The 15,268-nt window shown below is 36.7% G+C and carries 18 protein-coding genes and 1 other annotated feature (1 of these 19 only partly in view); all 18 genes read right to left on the bottom strand.

Annotated elements, in window-relative coordinates:
- Nucleotides 1-63, bottom strand: a sequence feature (ribosomal protein L21 leader region); it reaches 18 nt to the left of the window's first position.
- A 51-nt stretch (nt 64-114) separates the two neighbouring features.
- Nucleotides 115-723: a metalloprotease gene (locus ACQKNZ_RS09340; protein WP_427659336.1), complete on the bottom strand. Its 609-nt coding sequence runs from the start codon at nt 721-723 to the stop codon at nt 115-117.
- The gene (locus ACQKNZ_RS09335) at nt 701-1,249 is read right to left on the bottom strand and encodes a hypothetical protein (protein ID WP_195761994.1); all 549 of its coding nucleotides are present in this window, start codon (nt 1,247-1,249) and stop codon (nt 701-703) included. Before ACQKNZ_RS09335 ends, ACQKNZ_RS09340 begins: the two co-directional genes overlap by 23 nt.
- Before the next feature lie 248 nt (nt 1,250-1,497).
- A complete protein-coding gene (gene minD / locus ACQKNZ_RS09330) occupies nt 1,498-2,298 on the bottom strand; it encodes a septum site-determining protein MinD (RefSeq protein WP_144535718.1) in 801 nt (266 codons plus the stop codon).
- A gap of 1 nt (nt 2,299) precedes the next feature.
- On the bottom strand, nt 2,300-2,971 hold the full coding sequence (gene minC / locus ACQKNZ_RS09325) for a septum site-determining protein MinC (RefSeq protein ID WP_144535716.1): 672 nt from the start codon (nt 2,969-2,971) through the stop codon (nt 2,300-2,302).
- A gap of 36 nt (nt 2,972-3,007) precedes the next feature.
- A complete protein-coding gene (mreD, locus tag ACQKNZ_RS09320) occupies nt 3,008-3,535 on the bottom strand; it encodes a rod shape-determining protein MreD (protein WP_151109332.1) in 528 nt (175 codons plus the stop codon).
- Nucleotides 3,532-4,437, bottom strand: a complete 906-nt coding sequence (mreC, locus tag ACQKNZ_RS09315; RefSeq protein WP_144535712.1) for a rod shape-determining protein MreC — start codon at nt 4,435-4,437, stop codon at nt 3,532-3,534. Before mreC ends, mreD begins: the two co-directional genes overlap by 4 nt.
- 13 nt (nt 4,438-4,450) lie before the next feature.
- The gene (locus ACQKNZ_RS09310; protein ID WP_144535710.1) at nt 4,451-5,470 is read right to left on the bottom strand and encodes a rod shape-determining protein; all 1,020 of its coding nucleotides are present in this window, start codon (nt 5,468-5,470) and stop codon (nt 4,451-4,453) included.
- 92 nt (nt 5,471-5,562) lie between these two features.
- On the bottom strand, nt 5,563-6,261 hold the full coding sequence (gene radC, locus ACQKNZ_RS09305) for a RadC family protein (RefSeq protein ID WP_144535708.1): 699 nt from the start codon (nt 6,259-6,261) through the stop codon (nt 5,563-5,565).
- On the bottom strand, nt 6,258-6,860 hold the full coding sequence (locus ACQKNZ_RS09300; RefSeq protein WP_144535707.1) for a Maf family protein: 603 nt from the start codon (nt 6,858-6,860) through the stop codon (nt 6,258-6,260). The genes radC and ACQKNZ_RS09300 overlap by 4 nt, the downstream gene beginning before the upstream one ends.
- Nucleotides 6,861-6,953: 93 nt before the next feature.
- Nucleotides 6,954-7,610 carry a hypothetical protein gene (locus tag ACQKNZ_RS09295; RefSeq protein WP_191696829.1) on the bottom strand — a complete coding sequence of 219 codons (657 nt, stop codon included), beginning with the start codon at nt 7,608-7,610 and terminating at the stop codon, nt 6,954-6,956.
- Between the two features lie 85 nt (nt 7,611-7,695).
- Nucleotides 7,696-8,451 carry a prepilin peptidase gene (locus tag ACQKNZ_RS09290; protein ID WP_427659331.1) on the bottom strand — a complete coding sequence of 252 codons (756 nt, stop codon included), beginning with the start codon at nt 8,449-8,451 and terminating at the stop codon, nt 7,696-7,698.
- A gap of 9 nt (nt 8,452-8,460) precedes the next feature.
- Nucleotides 8,461-10,020 (bottom strand): diguanylate cyclase domain-containing protein, encoded by a 1,560-nt coding sequence (locus ACQKNZ_RS09285; RefSeq protein WP_427659329.1) that lies wholly within the window; start codon nt 10,018-10,020, stop codon nt 8,461-8,463.
- Between the two features lie 75 nt (nt 10,021-10,095).
- Complete coding sequence (locus ACQKNZ_RS09280) at nt 10,096-10,782, bottom strand: potassium transporter (protein ID WP_427659327.1); 687 nt, start codon at nt 10,780-10,782, stop codon at nt 10,096-10,098.
- Entirely contained in the window at nt 10,779-11,369 is a 591-nt protein-coding gene (locus ACQKNZ_RS09275; RefSeq protein WP_427659325.1) for a PilN domain-containing protein, read from the bottom strand. Before ACQKNZ_RS09275 ends, ACQKNZ_RS09280 begins: the two co-directional genes overlap by 4 nt.
- Nucleotides 11,369-12,343, bottom strand: a complete 975-nt coding sequence (gene pilM / locus ACQKNZ_RS09270) for a type IV pilus biogenesis protein PilM (RefSeq protein WP_427659323.1) — start codon at nt 12,341-12,343, stop codon at nt 11,369-11,371. The genes ACQKNZ_RS09275 and pilM overlap by 1 nt, the downstream gene beginning before the upstream one ends.
- 137 nt (nt 12,344-12,480) lie before the next feature.
- Nucleotides 12,481-12,924, bottom strand: a complete 444-nt coding sequence (locus ACQKNZ_RS09265; protein WP_427659321.1) for a prepilin-type N-terminal cleavage/methylation domain-containing protein — start codon at nt 12,922-12,924, stop codon at nt 12,481-12,483.
- A gap of 88 nt (nt 12,925-13,012) precedes the next feature.
- Nucleotides 13,013-14,218, bottom strand: coding sequence for a type II secretion system F family protein (locus tag ACQKNZ_RS09260; protein WP_427659319.1), 1,206 nt, complete (start codon nt 14,216-14,218; stop codon nt 13,013-13,015).
- Entirely contained in the window at nt 14,218-15,258 is a 1,041-nt protein-coding gene (locus ACQKNZ_RS09255; RefSeq protein WP_427659317.1) for a type IV pilus twitching motility protein PilT, read from the bottom strand. The genes ACQKNZ_RS09260 and ACQKNZ_RS09255 overlap by 1 nt, the downstream gene beginning before the upstream one ends.
- Nucleotides 15,259-15,268: the final 10 nt, after the last annotated feature.

The raw sequence follows: 15,268 nt of genomic DNA, 5'->3' as shown, positions 1-15,268 counted from the left end.
CTTCCAAAAGGTGATTCAGTAGACTGAATACTTAAAACCTTTTCAGAGCGGTTGTAGCAACGGGTGCTGCTACAAACAATAACATTAAAATGTTAACACATATAAAAAATCGAGTCAAGCATTTTTCGTAATACGATCAAATGCTAGCTTGTACCTTCTAAATCTCCAAAAAGATAAATTTTGTAATGCTATAAATAAAAAGATTAGCGAGACAAATAATCCTTTAGGAAAATAGTACAAACTTGTATAAAAAATTAGCAAACTGATCAATAAGGAAAAACTGATTAACTCGATATAAAGGTTTGGAAATAATGAATTAATTACTCGCCCTCCGTCAAGAGGATATATCGGAAGTAGATTTAAGCAAAGAATAACTAGCTGAGTATAGGTTAACAGCTCTACTTGTGGAAAATCGACTACCTTACTTACCAGTAGAACCACCAAAGTAAAGAAAGGTCCTCCTAAAATAACTATAAGCTGTTCTCTTTTTCCCCACTTTCCAAATTGCTCAATCTTTATCTCCCCACCATAGGGAAGTATAGTACAGGACGTAACCCTTCCTCCAACTGCTTTTGCCGCAACTAGGTGGCCTAGCTCATGAATGATTAAGGATCCAAAGACAATTGCATACACTGCAATCTCGCCAGAAAGGTAAAAAAATAAAAGAAAGGGAATCATAATAGGATGAATTCTGAAAAGCCTACTCTTCATAATTTGTTGCAAGCCAGTCGACAATATCCGTTGTCTCTAAAGTTTCTCCATCCTTCTCTACTTGAACATACAGAATATCTCTTTTTACTGATGCAAATATGTCTCCCGCATTTACGGTTGTATATGGTAGCTGATAGAATTCTTCCACAAATCCATAAGTAACCGTTTCTCCATTGTCATATAGAATAGAAATAGTCTTCCCAGTTTTTTTCGTATAGCCGGTAAATATAATTAAACCATTTTCAGAAGCACCAATTTTTTGGGAAGCACTGATTGAAAGCACTGCTCCTTGACCATATGGTTGGATGGTACTGTACTCAAGCATTGGATGTTCTAAAAGGGGTGCACTAACCGTCACCACGTCTTCATTTGGGGTAATCCATTCCCTAACTTTTTGATAAATTTCCGTCGGCTTTTGAGGTGCTAAAAGTGTATTTGAATAGTTTGTAGATAGCACATCGTTTTTTTCAAATTTGTCCATAACGATGAATAGAAATACTAATAGAATTGCAAGCATCCATTTTTTTTTCGATAGCATAACATTCCCCCTAAAAAAATATATGACTATCTGTCCCATTTCATGAATAAAAGAGGTAAGGGTATTTTTTCTTGAAAGTTTGAAATCAAAGAACATAACAACAGCCTGGACTAAATTTAACCCAACAGATTCATTTGAAGTGACAAGGTAACACAAAAATAAAATATAGATAATGTAAATAAGGCACTTTCTGTTCAAATCGAACAGAAAGTGCCTTATATAATCTTTATAAATAGCTTAGTCATTTTTTATTTAGAAAAAATTGATTTTATCTTCGAAATGACGCCTTTTTTAGGTGTATCCATTGACATTAACGGAACGGATTCTCCTAGAATTCGTCTAGCTATGTTTCTGTATCCAAGCGCTGCGCGGTTGGAAGGATCCATTACTACAGGCTCCCCCTTATTAGATGAGGTAATGACATTCTCATCATCAGCTATAATTCCAAGTAAGTCTATGGATAAATGTGTAGTGATTTCGTTAATATCTAAAGCATCCCCACTTTGCATTAAATGCTGACGGATACGATTGATGATTAATTTTGGTGGATCGATGGAATCCTCTTGCTCTAACAGTCCAATAATTCGATCTGCGTCACGCACTGCCGAAATTTCTGGTGTAGTGACAACAATTGCTTTATCTGCTCCGGCAATAGCATTTTTGTACCCTTGCTCAATACCAGCAGGGCAATCAATGAGAACATAATCATAATCTCTTTTTAGTTCTGTTACAAGATTTTTCATTTGCTCTGGTGTCACTGCATTTTTATCCGTAGTTTGTGCTGCTGGCAACAGGTATAGCTTGTCCTCAAAACGCTTATCTTTTACAAGCGCCTGATGTATTTTACAGCGGCCCTCTACTACGTCTACTAAATCATAAATAATTCTATTTTCTAGTCCAAGAACTACGTCTAAGTTTCTTAGACCTATGTCTGTGTCCATTAAACAAACTTTCTTACCTTGCAAAGCCAATGCAGTACCAAGGTTAGCAGTGGTCGTCGTTTTACCGACTCCTCCCTTACCTGAAGTTATTACGATTGCTTCTCCCACATTAGCTTCCTCCTTTAAATGTTGATAGATTTGGTCTTATTAATCTTAGCTCCTGTAAGCGATCGATAGCTATAGAGCCATTAGTATGTAAATAAGCACATTCCATTTCAGGCTGCTCAGATAAGACACTTAACTCATCTGTCATCGTTTCTATAACACTATCAATTATTAGATGGGTTGCCTCTAGCCATGATGCTGCGATGACAGCCTCTCTGTTACCATTTGAACCAGCATGCGCGATTCCTTTTAATCGTCCAAGTACAAACACATTACCGCCTGCAACTACTCGTCCATTCGGATTGACATCCCCTATGACAACGAGGTCACCTTCTGCTTTGATAACTTGTCCAGAACGTACTATTCCGACGTAAGTCTCTGATTGATTTTCTATTAATCTTCTATTACATTCTTCAACAGCCATAACCTCGCTCTGTATTTTCGAAACGCGAAGATGCTCTGTTTGTTGAACACAGTTGATAATTTCTTTTGCCTGCTCGTCATTACAATATCGATATCCAAGTTGTAAGAGTACTTCTGCCTGGCCTTCAAAACCTTCATCAGAAACCTTTTTCGTTAATTCTTCTAAAAGTTCTGTGTATGAACACTGATCGTCTAAACGTAATACAAGGCCCTCTTTCGTCCCTTTAATCGATATTAACTGCTTTTTTGTCAATCAAGTCACCTCAGATCTACTGTCAACCAAAAACAATTATTTTTGAAGAAGTAATGCTTTTTGATTAAACCGATATAGAAGAATATATTTAAAAGCCCACCCGAACATCAAAATAAAAATGAGATTCGCAATCATCGTTGGGATGAGATTATGTTGATAGAAAGTTGTAAATGTCATGAATTTAATACCGATGGCCGTGTAGAAAAAGAACAGTAAGGTTTCTACTACTGCCACCAAAACTAATGAGAGAAGTGTAGCTACTATCAGATGTTGATGGATAAATTTTACGATAAAGCTTGCCACTAAACACATTAGAGGGTAAATAAAAGAATATAATCCAATAATATCAATGAAAAAGACATCATACAAGAGGCCAAACAATAAACCATATAACATTGCTCTTTTTCTATTGTAATAAATGGAAACAAAAATCAAGTATATGATTAAAAATCTTGGAACTAATGTATAAAGTTGATCGTTCAGCTCAATCGGTGAGAAAAGACCAAAAATCGGTTCCATATAAAATAATAGAACCGAAATGATCACTACTAGATATCTTATCATGAGCCATCCCCTGCCTCTTCCGTCAAGTCAGCCTCTGTATTGTCACCATCCGAACCGTCTACCGGATTGATAGAACGCTTAGCAATGATTACATGTTCCAATATAGAGAAGCTTGCCGAAGGTTTAATATAAGCAAGTTTTGTTAAACCGTAATCATCGGTGGTAACCTCAGTCACCTCACCTATTATGATTCCTTTCGGGAATATTCCACCTAAACCTGAAGTAGTAACTTTTTGCCCTTTTTCCACTTTAAACTCTGAATCAATTCTTTTCAGTATTAATTCTTTTCTAGTTTCATCATATCCTTCGATTAGTCCAAAAACCTCTCCCTCTTCGCTAGCAATAACTGCTGAGACCCGGTAATTAGGATTTTGAGTAGACATAAGTTCAACGGTTGACGTGTAAGGAGTAGTTAAAATTACTTTACCTATAAGGCCTTTGGCAGTCATCACAGCCATATTAGGCTGGACACCATGAATTTCCCCTTTATTGATAATAATTTTTTCTTCCCACTGATCGGGATTACGAGCAATTACCGTCGATTGGATCGGATTGAAGTCTCGTAGATCGTCCTTTTTGTCTAGAATTTCTTGTAATCTTTCATTGTCAAGTTTTAAGGAATTAACATCTGCTTGTAAGGAGGCATAATCTTCTAATCTTGCTTTCAATCTTTGGTTTTCATCATATGTATTGAGTAAAGAATCTACATTATTAAAAATACCAGAAACATACTGAGTCGGCTTGGAAAACATTGTTTGTCCAAAACCGACTACATCTTTGATCAATTGCTCTGGCAATGATGCATGATTTCGATCGCGCAAAGAAAAGCTGATGAGTGCCACAAGAAAAATCATCCCTACAAGTAGCAAGATTAATCGCTTATTTGAAAAAAACTGTGGCATATCTCACTTCCCCTTAACCTTTTGTTTGTTGACGTTTTAATAATCCCATATGATCTAACGCTTTACCAGTCCCAATTGCAACACAATCTAACGGATTTTCAGCTATAAATACAGGCATATTCGTTTGATCGCTAATTACCTTGTCTAAGTTACGTAGCAATGCTCCACCACCAGTTAGCATGATTCCACGCTCCATAACGTCCGCAGATAATTCTGGAGGAGTCTGTTCCAACGTTTTTTTCACTCCATCGATAATTGAAGCAATTGATTCGCGTAAAGCACTAGCAATTTCCTTGGAGGAAATTTCAATAGTTTTTGGTAAGCCTGTTACTAAATCACGTCCGCGAATATCCATCATTTCTTCTGCTTCCATCACACGTGCAGAACCGATTTCCATTTTAATAGCTTCAGCAGTACGTTCACCAATCGTTAAATTATAAGTTTTACGTACATAGCTAGTGATTGCTTGGTCCATTGCGTCTCCGCCAACACGTACAGATTCACTAGTAACAACACCGCCTAGAGAAATAACAGCAACTTCTGTAGTTCCCCCACCTATATCAACGACCATACTTCCCGTAGGTTCCCAAACTGGCAAATTAGCACCAATCGCAGCAGCGAACGGCTCTTCGATTGTTAGAGCTTCACGAGCTCCAGCTTGCTTTGCAGCATCAATAACTGCACGTTGTTCTACAGAAGTGATGCCAAAAGGAACACAAATCATGACATTTGGCTTACTCCAAGACATTCCAGATGCCTTCATCGCATTTTTTAAGTAGTATTCTATCATTGCAGATGTAGTATCAAAGTCAGCGATAACCCCATCCTTCATTGGGCGAATCGCCACTATAGAACCAGGAGTACGGCCAATCATGTTTTTAGCATCATTACCTACTGCTACAATATCACCATTTTGTACGTTTTTAGCTACAACGGAGGGCTCTCTTAATACAATGCCCTTCCCCTTAATGAAAACAAGCGTATTCGCTGTTCCTAAGTCTATTCCTACGTCTCTTGATCCAAATCCAAACACTATTTTTTACTCCCTTTCTATCCCAAACAAGTTTCACTTATTCTTTAAGTAATAACACTTATTATAACGGAAAGAAAGGAAAATGCACAGTGTCACATATACCCCTTTTCTTTTAAGCTGATAAATTGATGATCTCCAATGATTACATGGTCAAGAAGTTCAATGCCCATCAGCCTTCCAGCCTCCATGAGACGCTTAGTCACATCGATGTCTTCTGTCGAAGGAGACGGGTTACCTGAAGGATGGTTGTGTGCACAAATAATGGAGGCGGCTGAACGTTTTACCGCTTCTCGAAATATTTCCCTTGGATGAACAATGGAAGCATTTAATGAGCCGATGAAAATGGTTTGCTTGTGTAATATTTGGTTTTTGACATTTAGAAACAAAGTTACGAAGTGTTCTTGAGTGAGGGAGGCCATCTCGGGCATCAAATAAGTGGCTGCATCTTTCGGGGACCTAATAGTAAACTTTTCATTTGTTTTTTGCTGAGACAATCTTTTTCCTAGTTCAACTGCCGCTAATAACTGAACAGCCTTTGCCTGGCCTATGCCTTTAACTGTCATCATTTCTTCCATCGTAGCATTTTTTAATTCTTGAATTTGTTCAAAAAAACCAAGTACACGATTGGCTAGGTGTAGAACAGACTCTTGCTTCGTTCCTGTACGAAGCAAGATGGCTAGCAGTTCTTGGTTAGATAAGCTTTCTGCACCCTGTCTGATCAATCTTTCTCTAGGCCTATCGGCAATATGTACATCCCTAATCATCAAAGAAGGCGGAGTATTTACAGTCATAGAAAATCCTCCTTATCTATTTGGATAACGTTTAAAGTAAGAAGTGTATGGAACAATCGGCTGAGTGGTAGACCTACCACATTATTGTAGTCTCCATTAATCTTTTCTACAAACATCCCACCCAGCGTCTGAATCCCATAAGCCCCCGCTTTATCAAGAGAATCTCCTGTAGCAACATAAGCATCAATTTGATCATCTGTCAGCTCATAAAATGTAACGGTTGTCGTTTCTGCAAAGCCGATTGACAGACCTGCTCCGCGAATAGACACACCTGTAATTACCCTATGCTCTTTGCCGGACAGAGCCCGAAGAAACTCTCTCGCCTGATTATTATCTACAGGCTTAGATAATAACGTTTCTCCTAAGTAAACCGTTGTGTCTGCTGCAATCACAATTGCTTCCTTATTTCGTTGTACTATTTCGTCAGCTTTTTTTGTAGCAATTGCTAGAGCAAATTCCTCTGGTGGTAATTCCCCTTCGATTTCCTCCTTTATACCTGACGCCTTCACCTCAAAAGGCACTCCTAATCGAGAGAAAAGCTCCTTTCTTCTCGGTGACTCACTAGCTAATATAATTTTATTGTTTGCAATAACTTTCATTGTATCTCCTCCTTTTTCTAAGCATACAAAATAATGGAGAAAATGAAAATTGTATAAAAAACGCGACTATTCCATTTCGAACTGTTTTCAGGCTTAAAAACTTAATTTTACACAATTATTTTGTTCCAAATAATGTGTAAAAACATGTAGTCGGATGACTGAAGGATTGTCTGAAAACGTTGTTACCGCTTGCACGATTGTTGCTAGGTCTTCAGGATATTTATCCTTGCTTGCAATAGAATCAAAAAAATTTTTAGATAAGTTTTCTTCTGTTAATAGAGTCATTAAATTTTTTACTTTTGGATTCTCACACGCACTCGTGGATACATAGAAATTCTTTACAAATGAAGGCAATGCCTCTGAACTTACTGCAGACACTTCATTCACATATAAATCACTCCAAATGTAAAACTGTCCCTCTGCTTGAACTATTCCTGCTCTTTCTAAGGATGGCTCAACTGCCATAAAGGAAATTGCACTTTCTTTCGTGGAAAACATTCCATATTGCCTAGCCTTGAAAGTCAGCGATGGATTTGCAGATACATCTATCTTATCTCCCTCGGGTGCATTTTCCTTTCCGGTTACTGGGGTCTCTGTTTCGTTCTTTTCTTTTCCCTCTCCCTCTAACTTTCGATCGTTAGCCATATTCAAAAATAAACCAAACAATAAAACACCTACCACACCTATAACAAGTCCTTGTAATCCTGCCAGCAAAACCATTTTTTTAGGATTTTTTTTTCTAAATGGCATACAATCACCTCTTTTTGACCACTTTACCATTCACCATATAAAAAAGGACAAGACCTTTGTCGGCCTGTCCTTAAAATTTATCGAGTTAAAAAAACAAATTGATATACCAATCGACAATTGACTCTGCGTAAAAATAAGAAATAATAGCGGCAACTGCAATAGATGGTCCAAATGGAATAGGTGTTTTTCTACCTTGCTTAGAGATTCGAAGCGTGATAACCCCAACCACAGTTCCAATAATAGAGGCTAAAAATAATGTCACTAAAGTAGGAGTTGTTCCTAACACAAGGCCGATGACGAAAAACAGCTTAATATCACCACCGCCCATTCCTCCTTTCGACACAATAGCGATTAAAAATAAAATCCCGAACCCAATGACCGCTCCAACAATGCTATCCCACCAAGGGGTTAAAGTTGAAAAAAACCTACCAATCACCAATGGTATTAAAAAGAACAAAAGGATTTTATCCGGTATAAGCATATACGCGATATCTGAAACGGTGATAATTATTAATAATGAAATAAACAAAAGAGCAACAAGCAATTCCCATGTAAAACCAAGCTGAATATAAGCAAAGGTAAAAAATAGGCCAGTAGAAAGCTCAATAACAGGGTATACCCAATGGATTTTAGTTCCACAACCTCGACATTTCCCCTTCAAAAAGACATAAGAAAATACAGGCACTAAGTCTCTTGCTGTTAAATTTCTATTACATATAGTGCAATGAGAAGGTGGCCGAACAATAGACTCACCCTTAGGTACTCTTAGACCAACCACATTGTAAAAGGAGCCAAAAATCAATCCATATACAAAAATCAACACTGCAATTACTATTTCCATCCAAACACCCTATTTCCTGCTTTTTAAGCTTTCTTTATCTTCGTACATATTCAAGTCAGCTTCGTGAAAAAGATCCTCAAAAGTTACTCCTTGATCGGGGCAAAAGGATACTCCGATACTTGGTGTTATCTCAATCTGAATATTATTATATGTAAATTTATTTTCGCTAAATGTTCTACGCAATCTCAAGAGCCAAGCGTCAAATACTTCACGCGATGGAAAATTGTCTAAAAATAATACAAATTCATCGCCACCAAAACGTGCTATTAAATCTCTTTCACTTACTGCATCTTTTAATAATTCCGCAGTATATTGGAGCACCTGATCCCCAATATTGTGACCAAAGCTATCATTAATCGTTTTAAAATGATTTAAATCTAGCAAAATAAAATATGCCTCAATTGAAGGTCTTCTTGATAACTCTATGAGTCTCTTGTTAATATGAGTGACAAAAAATGCCCGATTATGCAAATCCGTAAGCACATCATGGTAGGCCATATGCATAATCATCTTTTCCTTTTCAACCTCGCTAGTTACATCTCGAAGCATAGCGTAGTATGTTCTTTCCTTACCCGTGACTACATACTTAGCATCTATAGAAAAATGTAAGATTCCATCCATAAATAGATTATCTAATGCTAAGGGGTAATCTCGAAGCGTTCCTGTTTGTTGAAGTTCGTAAATTAGCCTCCGAACTACATTTTTGTTATGATCCGTCTGAGCATATTTCAGCAAGTTCTTATCTATACTATCACTCATATTAAGGAGAAATCTGCCTTGTTTATTAATCTCTAATATATCTAAGTTTCCATCTACAATTATGATAGGAATAGGACTAATATCGAACAGTGTTCGGTAACGCCTCGATATATTCGGTAACAAATCATTATGCAGGAAGGAAAATGCGATAAAAACAGAGAATACGATTCCTTCGTAGAGAAACGGATAAGGTGGTATATACTCTCCAAAATTTGGATATCCCAGCCCAATCTTTATTGTAAGAGATAATACCGTGCAACCTATCAAGAAATGTAACATTTTGTGTCGCTGTATATTCTTCGCCTTACGCAACCCGAGTAATAGAATTACTAACATCGAGATATTCAAGATACCTGAAAAGGTCAACATGGTGTAATATACACCGTTAAATACAGGCACATACCAAATACCTTTATGCTCATGTATAAAAGAAGGAAGCTTTCCCCATAAAAGAACTTGAACAACCAGCATCAAAAAAAGTGGTAAATAAAAGATAAATGGATAACCAAACTTATGTAACCGCTTTTGTATGTTGGCAACATGGATATACAAATGAAAGGAGAACCCCACTATTAACAAACCAATAAGGCTAAAAACAACCCCTGATATTGGAGAGCTATATTCAATGGGGAGAAGATGCCGAAAGAACTCGATTAAAAAAAAGATACTGTAGGTTGTCAAAATGGCAGCTACCAATCTATTTTCCAGCCGCCTTGACTGCCGGGACATTACGACACATGCTAAACCAAACAAAAATAGGGCCGGAAGGATATATACAGCTATATAAATACACACTTGAGATATCGACATATATATTCTTCCAATCCATGCTTTATTATCTATTAAAATGAGAGAAGATAAGATTTACACAAGAAGAAGGTAAAATTATTCATCCCCATAATAGAATGTGGTGACTTGAATAGTTGCACTTACAGCCTCCTGAGTATCTCTATCATAGAGTTCTTCTTCTCCAGCTAGTGAAAATTCAATTTCATCTATCCGATAAATACGCTCTAAGCTTTCAATCTCTTTGATAAATGTACTTAGGTGATCATAGTCCTTCGCCCACACCGTAATTTTAAATGTGATTAACTTTAATTGGGGTGGGAGTGTAGTATTAGCTACTGGCGAGACTGGTGTATCAGGCGCTAACTCTCCATCTAAAAGTTCCTCCTCTGTTATAACTGGTTCATTTGAAGGTACCTCTGTTTCAGTAGTTGCCAATGAAGAATCTGCCACGATTTCATCATAATTATTAAAATCAATCGACGCTATCCTTGCCTCGCTAATTAGTTCAACTTTTTCAATTGATTGAACAAGCCTATCTAGTTCACGTGTAAGAGGAACTTTTTTTTCTAAAAGAAAAGTATTTTCTTCCTCCACTACCGATGTATTTAGCTGCGTACTAAGCAAGTCTATTTCATTACGGACATTGCTGATAATAACTTCTTTAGATTCCTTTTCTTCCTTCAATGGATTGATGAGAAAAAAGTATAAGGCACCGAGTAATACTGCTACTAGAGCAACTAACAGAAGATATCCTGTCTGTTTATTACTTACTAATCCATTCACTTTTGGGGACCCCCTTCTCGTAAATAAACATTCTCGATTTCTAAATATAAAATCACAGAATTTCTCCATTGTGCATCAAAGTCAATCGTTTCACTTTCCGTATCCTGTTCTCCTAAGGGCTCAAAGCTAGAAAGTTTTTCAACCTTAACATCATGGAAATAAGGGCTATTTAACAGCTTTTCAATAAAAGCAGATATCTCAGTTATTGTTTCAAAATCTGCCTTTAGTAAAACTCCTTCTTCATTAAACTCATAATTACGCAAATAAGTATTTACTACTAGTAAGGATTGAATTTCATCTATTAAAGGACTTACAGGGTATGAAACACTCTCTACAAAGGTAACGGAAGAAGAAAGACTTCCTTGATTTCCTGTTTGCATTGCATCAACCTCAGAGCTCAGCAAGTCCCTTTCCACAGAAATCTCTGTTTCCTTACTACTCAAAGATTTCAAATCACTCTTTAAAGAAAAGTATTGAATGCATAGAAAAATTAAGAGTAATCCTACTAAGATAGCTCCTATGATCACTAAAAGATTACTAGATTTTCGTCTTTCTATTGGAGGCAATAAATTAATTTCAGGAACCATTATAATGCCTCCTTATGTACAAGTCCGATAAGAGATATATATTTTGCTTTCAGATTTGGGTAAATCGCTTGAACATTACTATCATCTACAAATCGAATAGGAGTATCATAATTAACACGCATTTGCGAAACAATATAATCCATTTCCGGAGAATCACCTAAAATAATAATTTCATTTACTTCTTTTTCTCCTTTATATAAAGAAAAACGATAGAAGTTTAATATACGGTCAATTTCTGCAATCTGATCGATCAGCTGTGCACGATATTCTTCCAAGTCACCTTCAAAATAAAATTCTAGATTTTGCTCCGTCTTCTCACTAGGTTTCCAATCTAGTATTGAGGTTTCTATCGATTGGTAGCGTAAAAATTCAAGCTTACCAGGAGTATAAATAGAAATATTTATACCGTTAATCGACCAATCAGTAATTAGATAAATCTTACCTGTTACAAAACTTTTACTTTTATCCAAAAAGCGAATAGTTGAGAGGGCTTTTATATCTGCATGAGTTGGATGCAAAGACAAATCATCTAAAATGCCTGCCATTTTAGTCACTTCCTCAGAGGGAGCTGCAAAAAGTGTAGCTTCTCCATCGTTCGGTGTATCATCGTACACATCTATAAGAGGTTGCGTAAAGGGAAGATGTATTGTACGGCCAAGCTCCATTTCCACATATCCTTTTAACCTAGAGGATTCCATGTCTCCCGGATGCTCAAATGTCTTCATCATAATAGAGCTATCTGGAACAAAAAAACGAACATCGGCCTTTTTTATCCCCCATTTTTGGATAAGCTCTTTTAATAATTCAAACAAAGCCATTTCATCTTTAATGACATCTCCATCAATAATTCCAGGTGGTATACTAGACTCAAAAACCTCTCCTTCACTCACATTTGAAGTACTCATGACAATGGCTCTGATAACATATTCATTTATGTCTAAAACGACAAAACGTTTCTTTTTTTTATTGAACAATTTGGTCAATCCTCCATGGTCTTGCGTAAGTATGATTAATTTCACGTTTCAACAAATGAATGACTTCATTTGCTCAAAGGAGAGATTAATTGAATATTAATAGAAGTACAGCAGACTGATGCCTGCTGTACCAATTATTACTGGTTCATTGCTTGGTTTAAATCTGCTTCTGTAATAGAAGTCTGACCAACCGTGAAGCCACCATCAACCGAAAATTTTTCATCGTTTTCAATATCATCTAATCTTTCATAATTAACAGTCCAAACACCATCAGCAGATTTGGCAACAGAATCATCTTCGCCTATTGTAATACCTTCAACTACTTCCTCTAAAACAGTGTTATCACAGGTAATTCCTGTACTATCAGTTCCTTCACAAGCACCATCAATTACTGCTAATTTTGCACCAGCTAATATATTGGAAGCATCTGCTAAAATAGCTTTGTCTCTGGAATTATTAATAATATTCCCTATTGCTGGTACTGCGATTGCTGCAACTATGGCTAAAATTACGATAACGGCTAAAAGTTCAATTAAGGTTAAACCCTTTTGGTTTTTCAATAACTTTCTTGTCTTTTTCATTTTATTTCCTCCTTTAGTTGTTAACTCTAAATTTTCATGCATTCTATTCTTAGTAATTTTATTTCACCTCCTTAAATGGGAATTTATATCAAATTTGCTCGTACATACTAAACATCGGTATCATGATCGCCATTACAATTGTTCCTACTATTGCAGCTAAGAAGACAATCATTAATGGTTCAATTAAAGATTTGAGTGTATCAACCGTTCGATCCACGTCATCCTCATAAAAGTCTGCTATTTTTTCTAGCATGTAATCAAGTGATCCGGTTTGTTCTCCAATAGCTGTCATCTGCGTTACTAAAGGAGGGAAAATCCAACTTTTTTCCAAAGGTGCAGATAAAGTGCTTCCTTGTTCAAGGCTTGTCCTAGATTCACTAACTACTTTAGCCACAACAGGGTTACCTATTACTTTTTCAACTATTGTCAGTGCTTGTAATATAGGCACTGAGCTACTAAACAATGAGGAAAGCGTTCTAGTCATTCTTGCAATGGCTGATTTCTGAAGTAGCTTCCCAAACACTGGCATTTTCAATAAAAAAACATTAAAAGAATAATAGAATTGTGTATTCTTGTTATAAAGCAAGTAAAAGCTTATTAATATGATAAAAATTGCGGCAAAATAGAAATACCAAGAGTTTTGCAGTGATTCACTGAATCCCATTACCATTTTCGTTATTAGTGGTAGCTCTGCCCCCATGTCATTGAACATGGTGACAAATTGAGGAACAATTGTAAGCATTAAAAATACAGATACAATAATCGTAAGTACTAGTAAAATAACAGGATACGCAAGTGTAGATTGAACCTTCTTTTTCAAGTTAAATTGCTTTTCATAAGAAAAGGCTAGTCTTTCTAATGATTCATCTAGGTTACCCGTCGCTTCTCCAGCTCGAATCATATTAACAAACAAAGCGGGGAAAACCTTAGGGTATTTTGCTGCCGCTTCTGAAAAAGAAAGACCTGAACGTACATCTTCTTCTACATCTTTTAGACTTTTTTTCAAAGGCTTGCTGGAGGTTTGGTCAGCTAAAATTTTGGTAGATTCCAAGATGGAGACTCCAGCACGGATTAGTGTAGCAAATTGTCTAGCGTAGATAACAAAATGTTCATTTTTAACTTTGCCACCAAGGGATAATTCTTTGTGAAGAATACTTTTAGACTCCTCAAGCTCCCTAGGATTAATTCCTTGAGATCGTAATTTAGCTACAGCTGCTTGTTTATTAGTGGCTTCGATAATGCCTTTTTTTAAACTTCCATGAGAGGTTCGACCGTTATACTTGAAAACTACCATTAATATTCACCTACATTTAAAAAGGGCTTAGCTGCTTCTAGAGAAATCTTTCCGCTATTCAATAATGATTGAACTGATGATTCTAAAGTATGCATACCTAATGCTCGACTAGTTTGCATGACGTTCTGGATTTGATGTACTTTTTCATTTCGGATAAGGTTTGCTACAGAAGGTGTTTGAACTAATATTTCTGTTGCTGCCACACGCCCCATACCGTCATTTTGGATAAATAATCTTTGAGAAATAATGCCTTGCAAGACATTAGCTAGCTGAATACGAATCTGCCCCTGCTGGTGTGGGGGAAACACATCAATAATTCGGTCGATTGTAGTAGGAGCACTGCTCGTGTGAAGCGTTGCCATTACTAAATGTCCCGTTTCCGCTGCCGTAATAGCGGTGGAAATTGTCTCCAAATCTCTCATCTCTCCAACTAAGATTACATCTGGATCTTGCCTTAAAGCAGCTCTTAATCCATTTGCAAAACTTAAAGTGTCCGCCCCTACTTCTCGTTGATTGATTACTGATTTCTTATGCTTATGAACATACTCAATTGGATCCTCTAACGTAATAATGTGCATAGCTTTTGTTGTATTAATATAGTCAATCATAGATGCCAATGTTGTAGACTTACCTGAGCCAGTTGGTCCTGTTACAAGAATTAAACCCTGAGGCTTGTCCGCCAATGAATATAAAACATTCGGCATTCCCAAATTCTCTATTGCAGGAATCTTAGATTCAATCATTCGAGCGGCAATAGATACCTGCCCCTGTTGATGATATGCATTTATACGGAATCGACATAGACCTGGCAGCTCATAACTAAAATCGATTTCTCCTTTTTCTTCAAATTCCTCTATCTTAGAAGGCTCTAATACTTCTTTTAACATATCTGCTGTATCGTTTGTGTTTAGCTGTATGTCTCCAAAAGCTTTTAATGATCCGTTCATTCGAAATACAGGAGGCAACCCAACAGTAAGATGTAAATCCGAAGCTTTGTCCTCAAAAGATTTTTCGAGTAAATAAATAATAGAATTTTTCATTTTTTACACC

Source organism: Psychrobacillus sp. NPDC093200, from assembly GCF_050280345.1.
Classification (GTDB): Bacteria; Bacillota; Bacilli; order Bacillales_A; family Planococcaceae; genus Psychrobacillus; species Psychrobacillus faecigallinarum.
The sequence above is the reverse complement of the archived record's forward strand: the minus strand, read 5'-3'. Positions and strand labels throughout refer to the sequence as shown.

Excerpts from the sequence above, each read along its gene's own strand:
- ACQKNZ_RS09335 (WP_195761994.1), bottom strand. The coding sequence starts at position 1,249 with ATGCTATCGAAAAAAAAATGGATGCTTGCAATTCTATTAGTATTTCTA.
- mreD (WP_151109332.1), bottom strand. The coding sequence starts at position 3,535 with ATGATAAGATATCTAGTAGTGATCATTTCGGTTCTATTATTTTATATG.
- mreC (WP_144535712.1), bottom strand. The coding sequence starts at position 4,437 with ATGCCACAGTTTTTTTCAAATAAGCGATTAATCTTGCTACTTGTAGGG.
- radC (WP_144535708.1), bottom strand. The coding sequence starts at position 6,261 with ATGACTGTAAATACTCCGCCTTCTTTGATGATTAGGGATGTACATATT.
- ACQKNZ_RS09300 (WP_144535707.1), bottom strand. The coding sequence starts at position 6,860 with ATGAAAGTTATTGCAAACAATAAAATTATATTAGCTAGTGAGTCACCG.
- ACQKNZ_RS09295 (WP_191696829.1), bottom strand. The coding sequence starts at position 7,610 with ATGCCATTTAGAAAAAAAAATCCTAAAAAAATGGTTTTGCTGGCAGGA.
- ACQKNZ_RS09290 (WP_427659331.1), bottom strand. The coding sequence starts at position 8,451 with ATGGAAATAGTAATTGCAGTGTTGATTTTTGTATATGGATTGATTTTT.
- ACQKNZ_RS09285 (WP_427659329.1), bottom strand. The coding sequence starts at position 10,020 with ATGTCGATATCTCAAGTGTGTATTTATATAGCTGTATATATCCTTCCG.
- ACQKNZ_RS09275 (WP_427659325.1), bottom strand. The coding sequence starts at position 11,369 with ATGGTTCCTGAAATTAATTTATTGCCTCCAATAGAAAGACGAAAATCT.
- ACQKNZ_RS09265 (WP_427659321.1), bottom strand. The coding sequence starts at position 12,924 with ATGAAAAAGACAAGAAAGTTATTGAAAAACCAAAAGGGTTTAACCTTA.
- ACQKNZ_RS09260 (WP_427659319.1), bottom strand. The coding sequence starts at position 14,218 with ATGGTAGTTTTCAAGTATAACGGTCGAACCTCTCATGGAAGTTTAAAA.
- ACQKNZ_RS09255 (WP_427659317.1), bottom strand. The coding sequence starts at position 15,258 with ATGAAAAATTCTATTATTTATTTACTCGAAAAATCTTTTGAGGACAAA.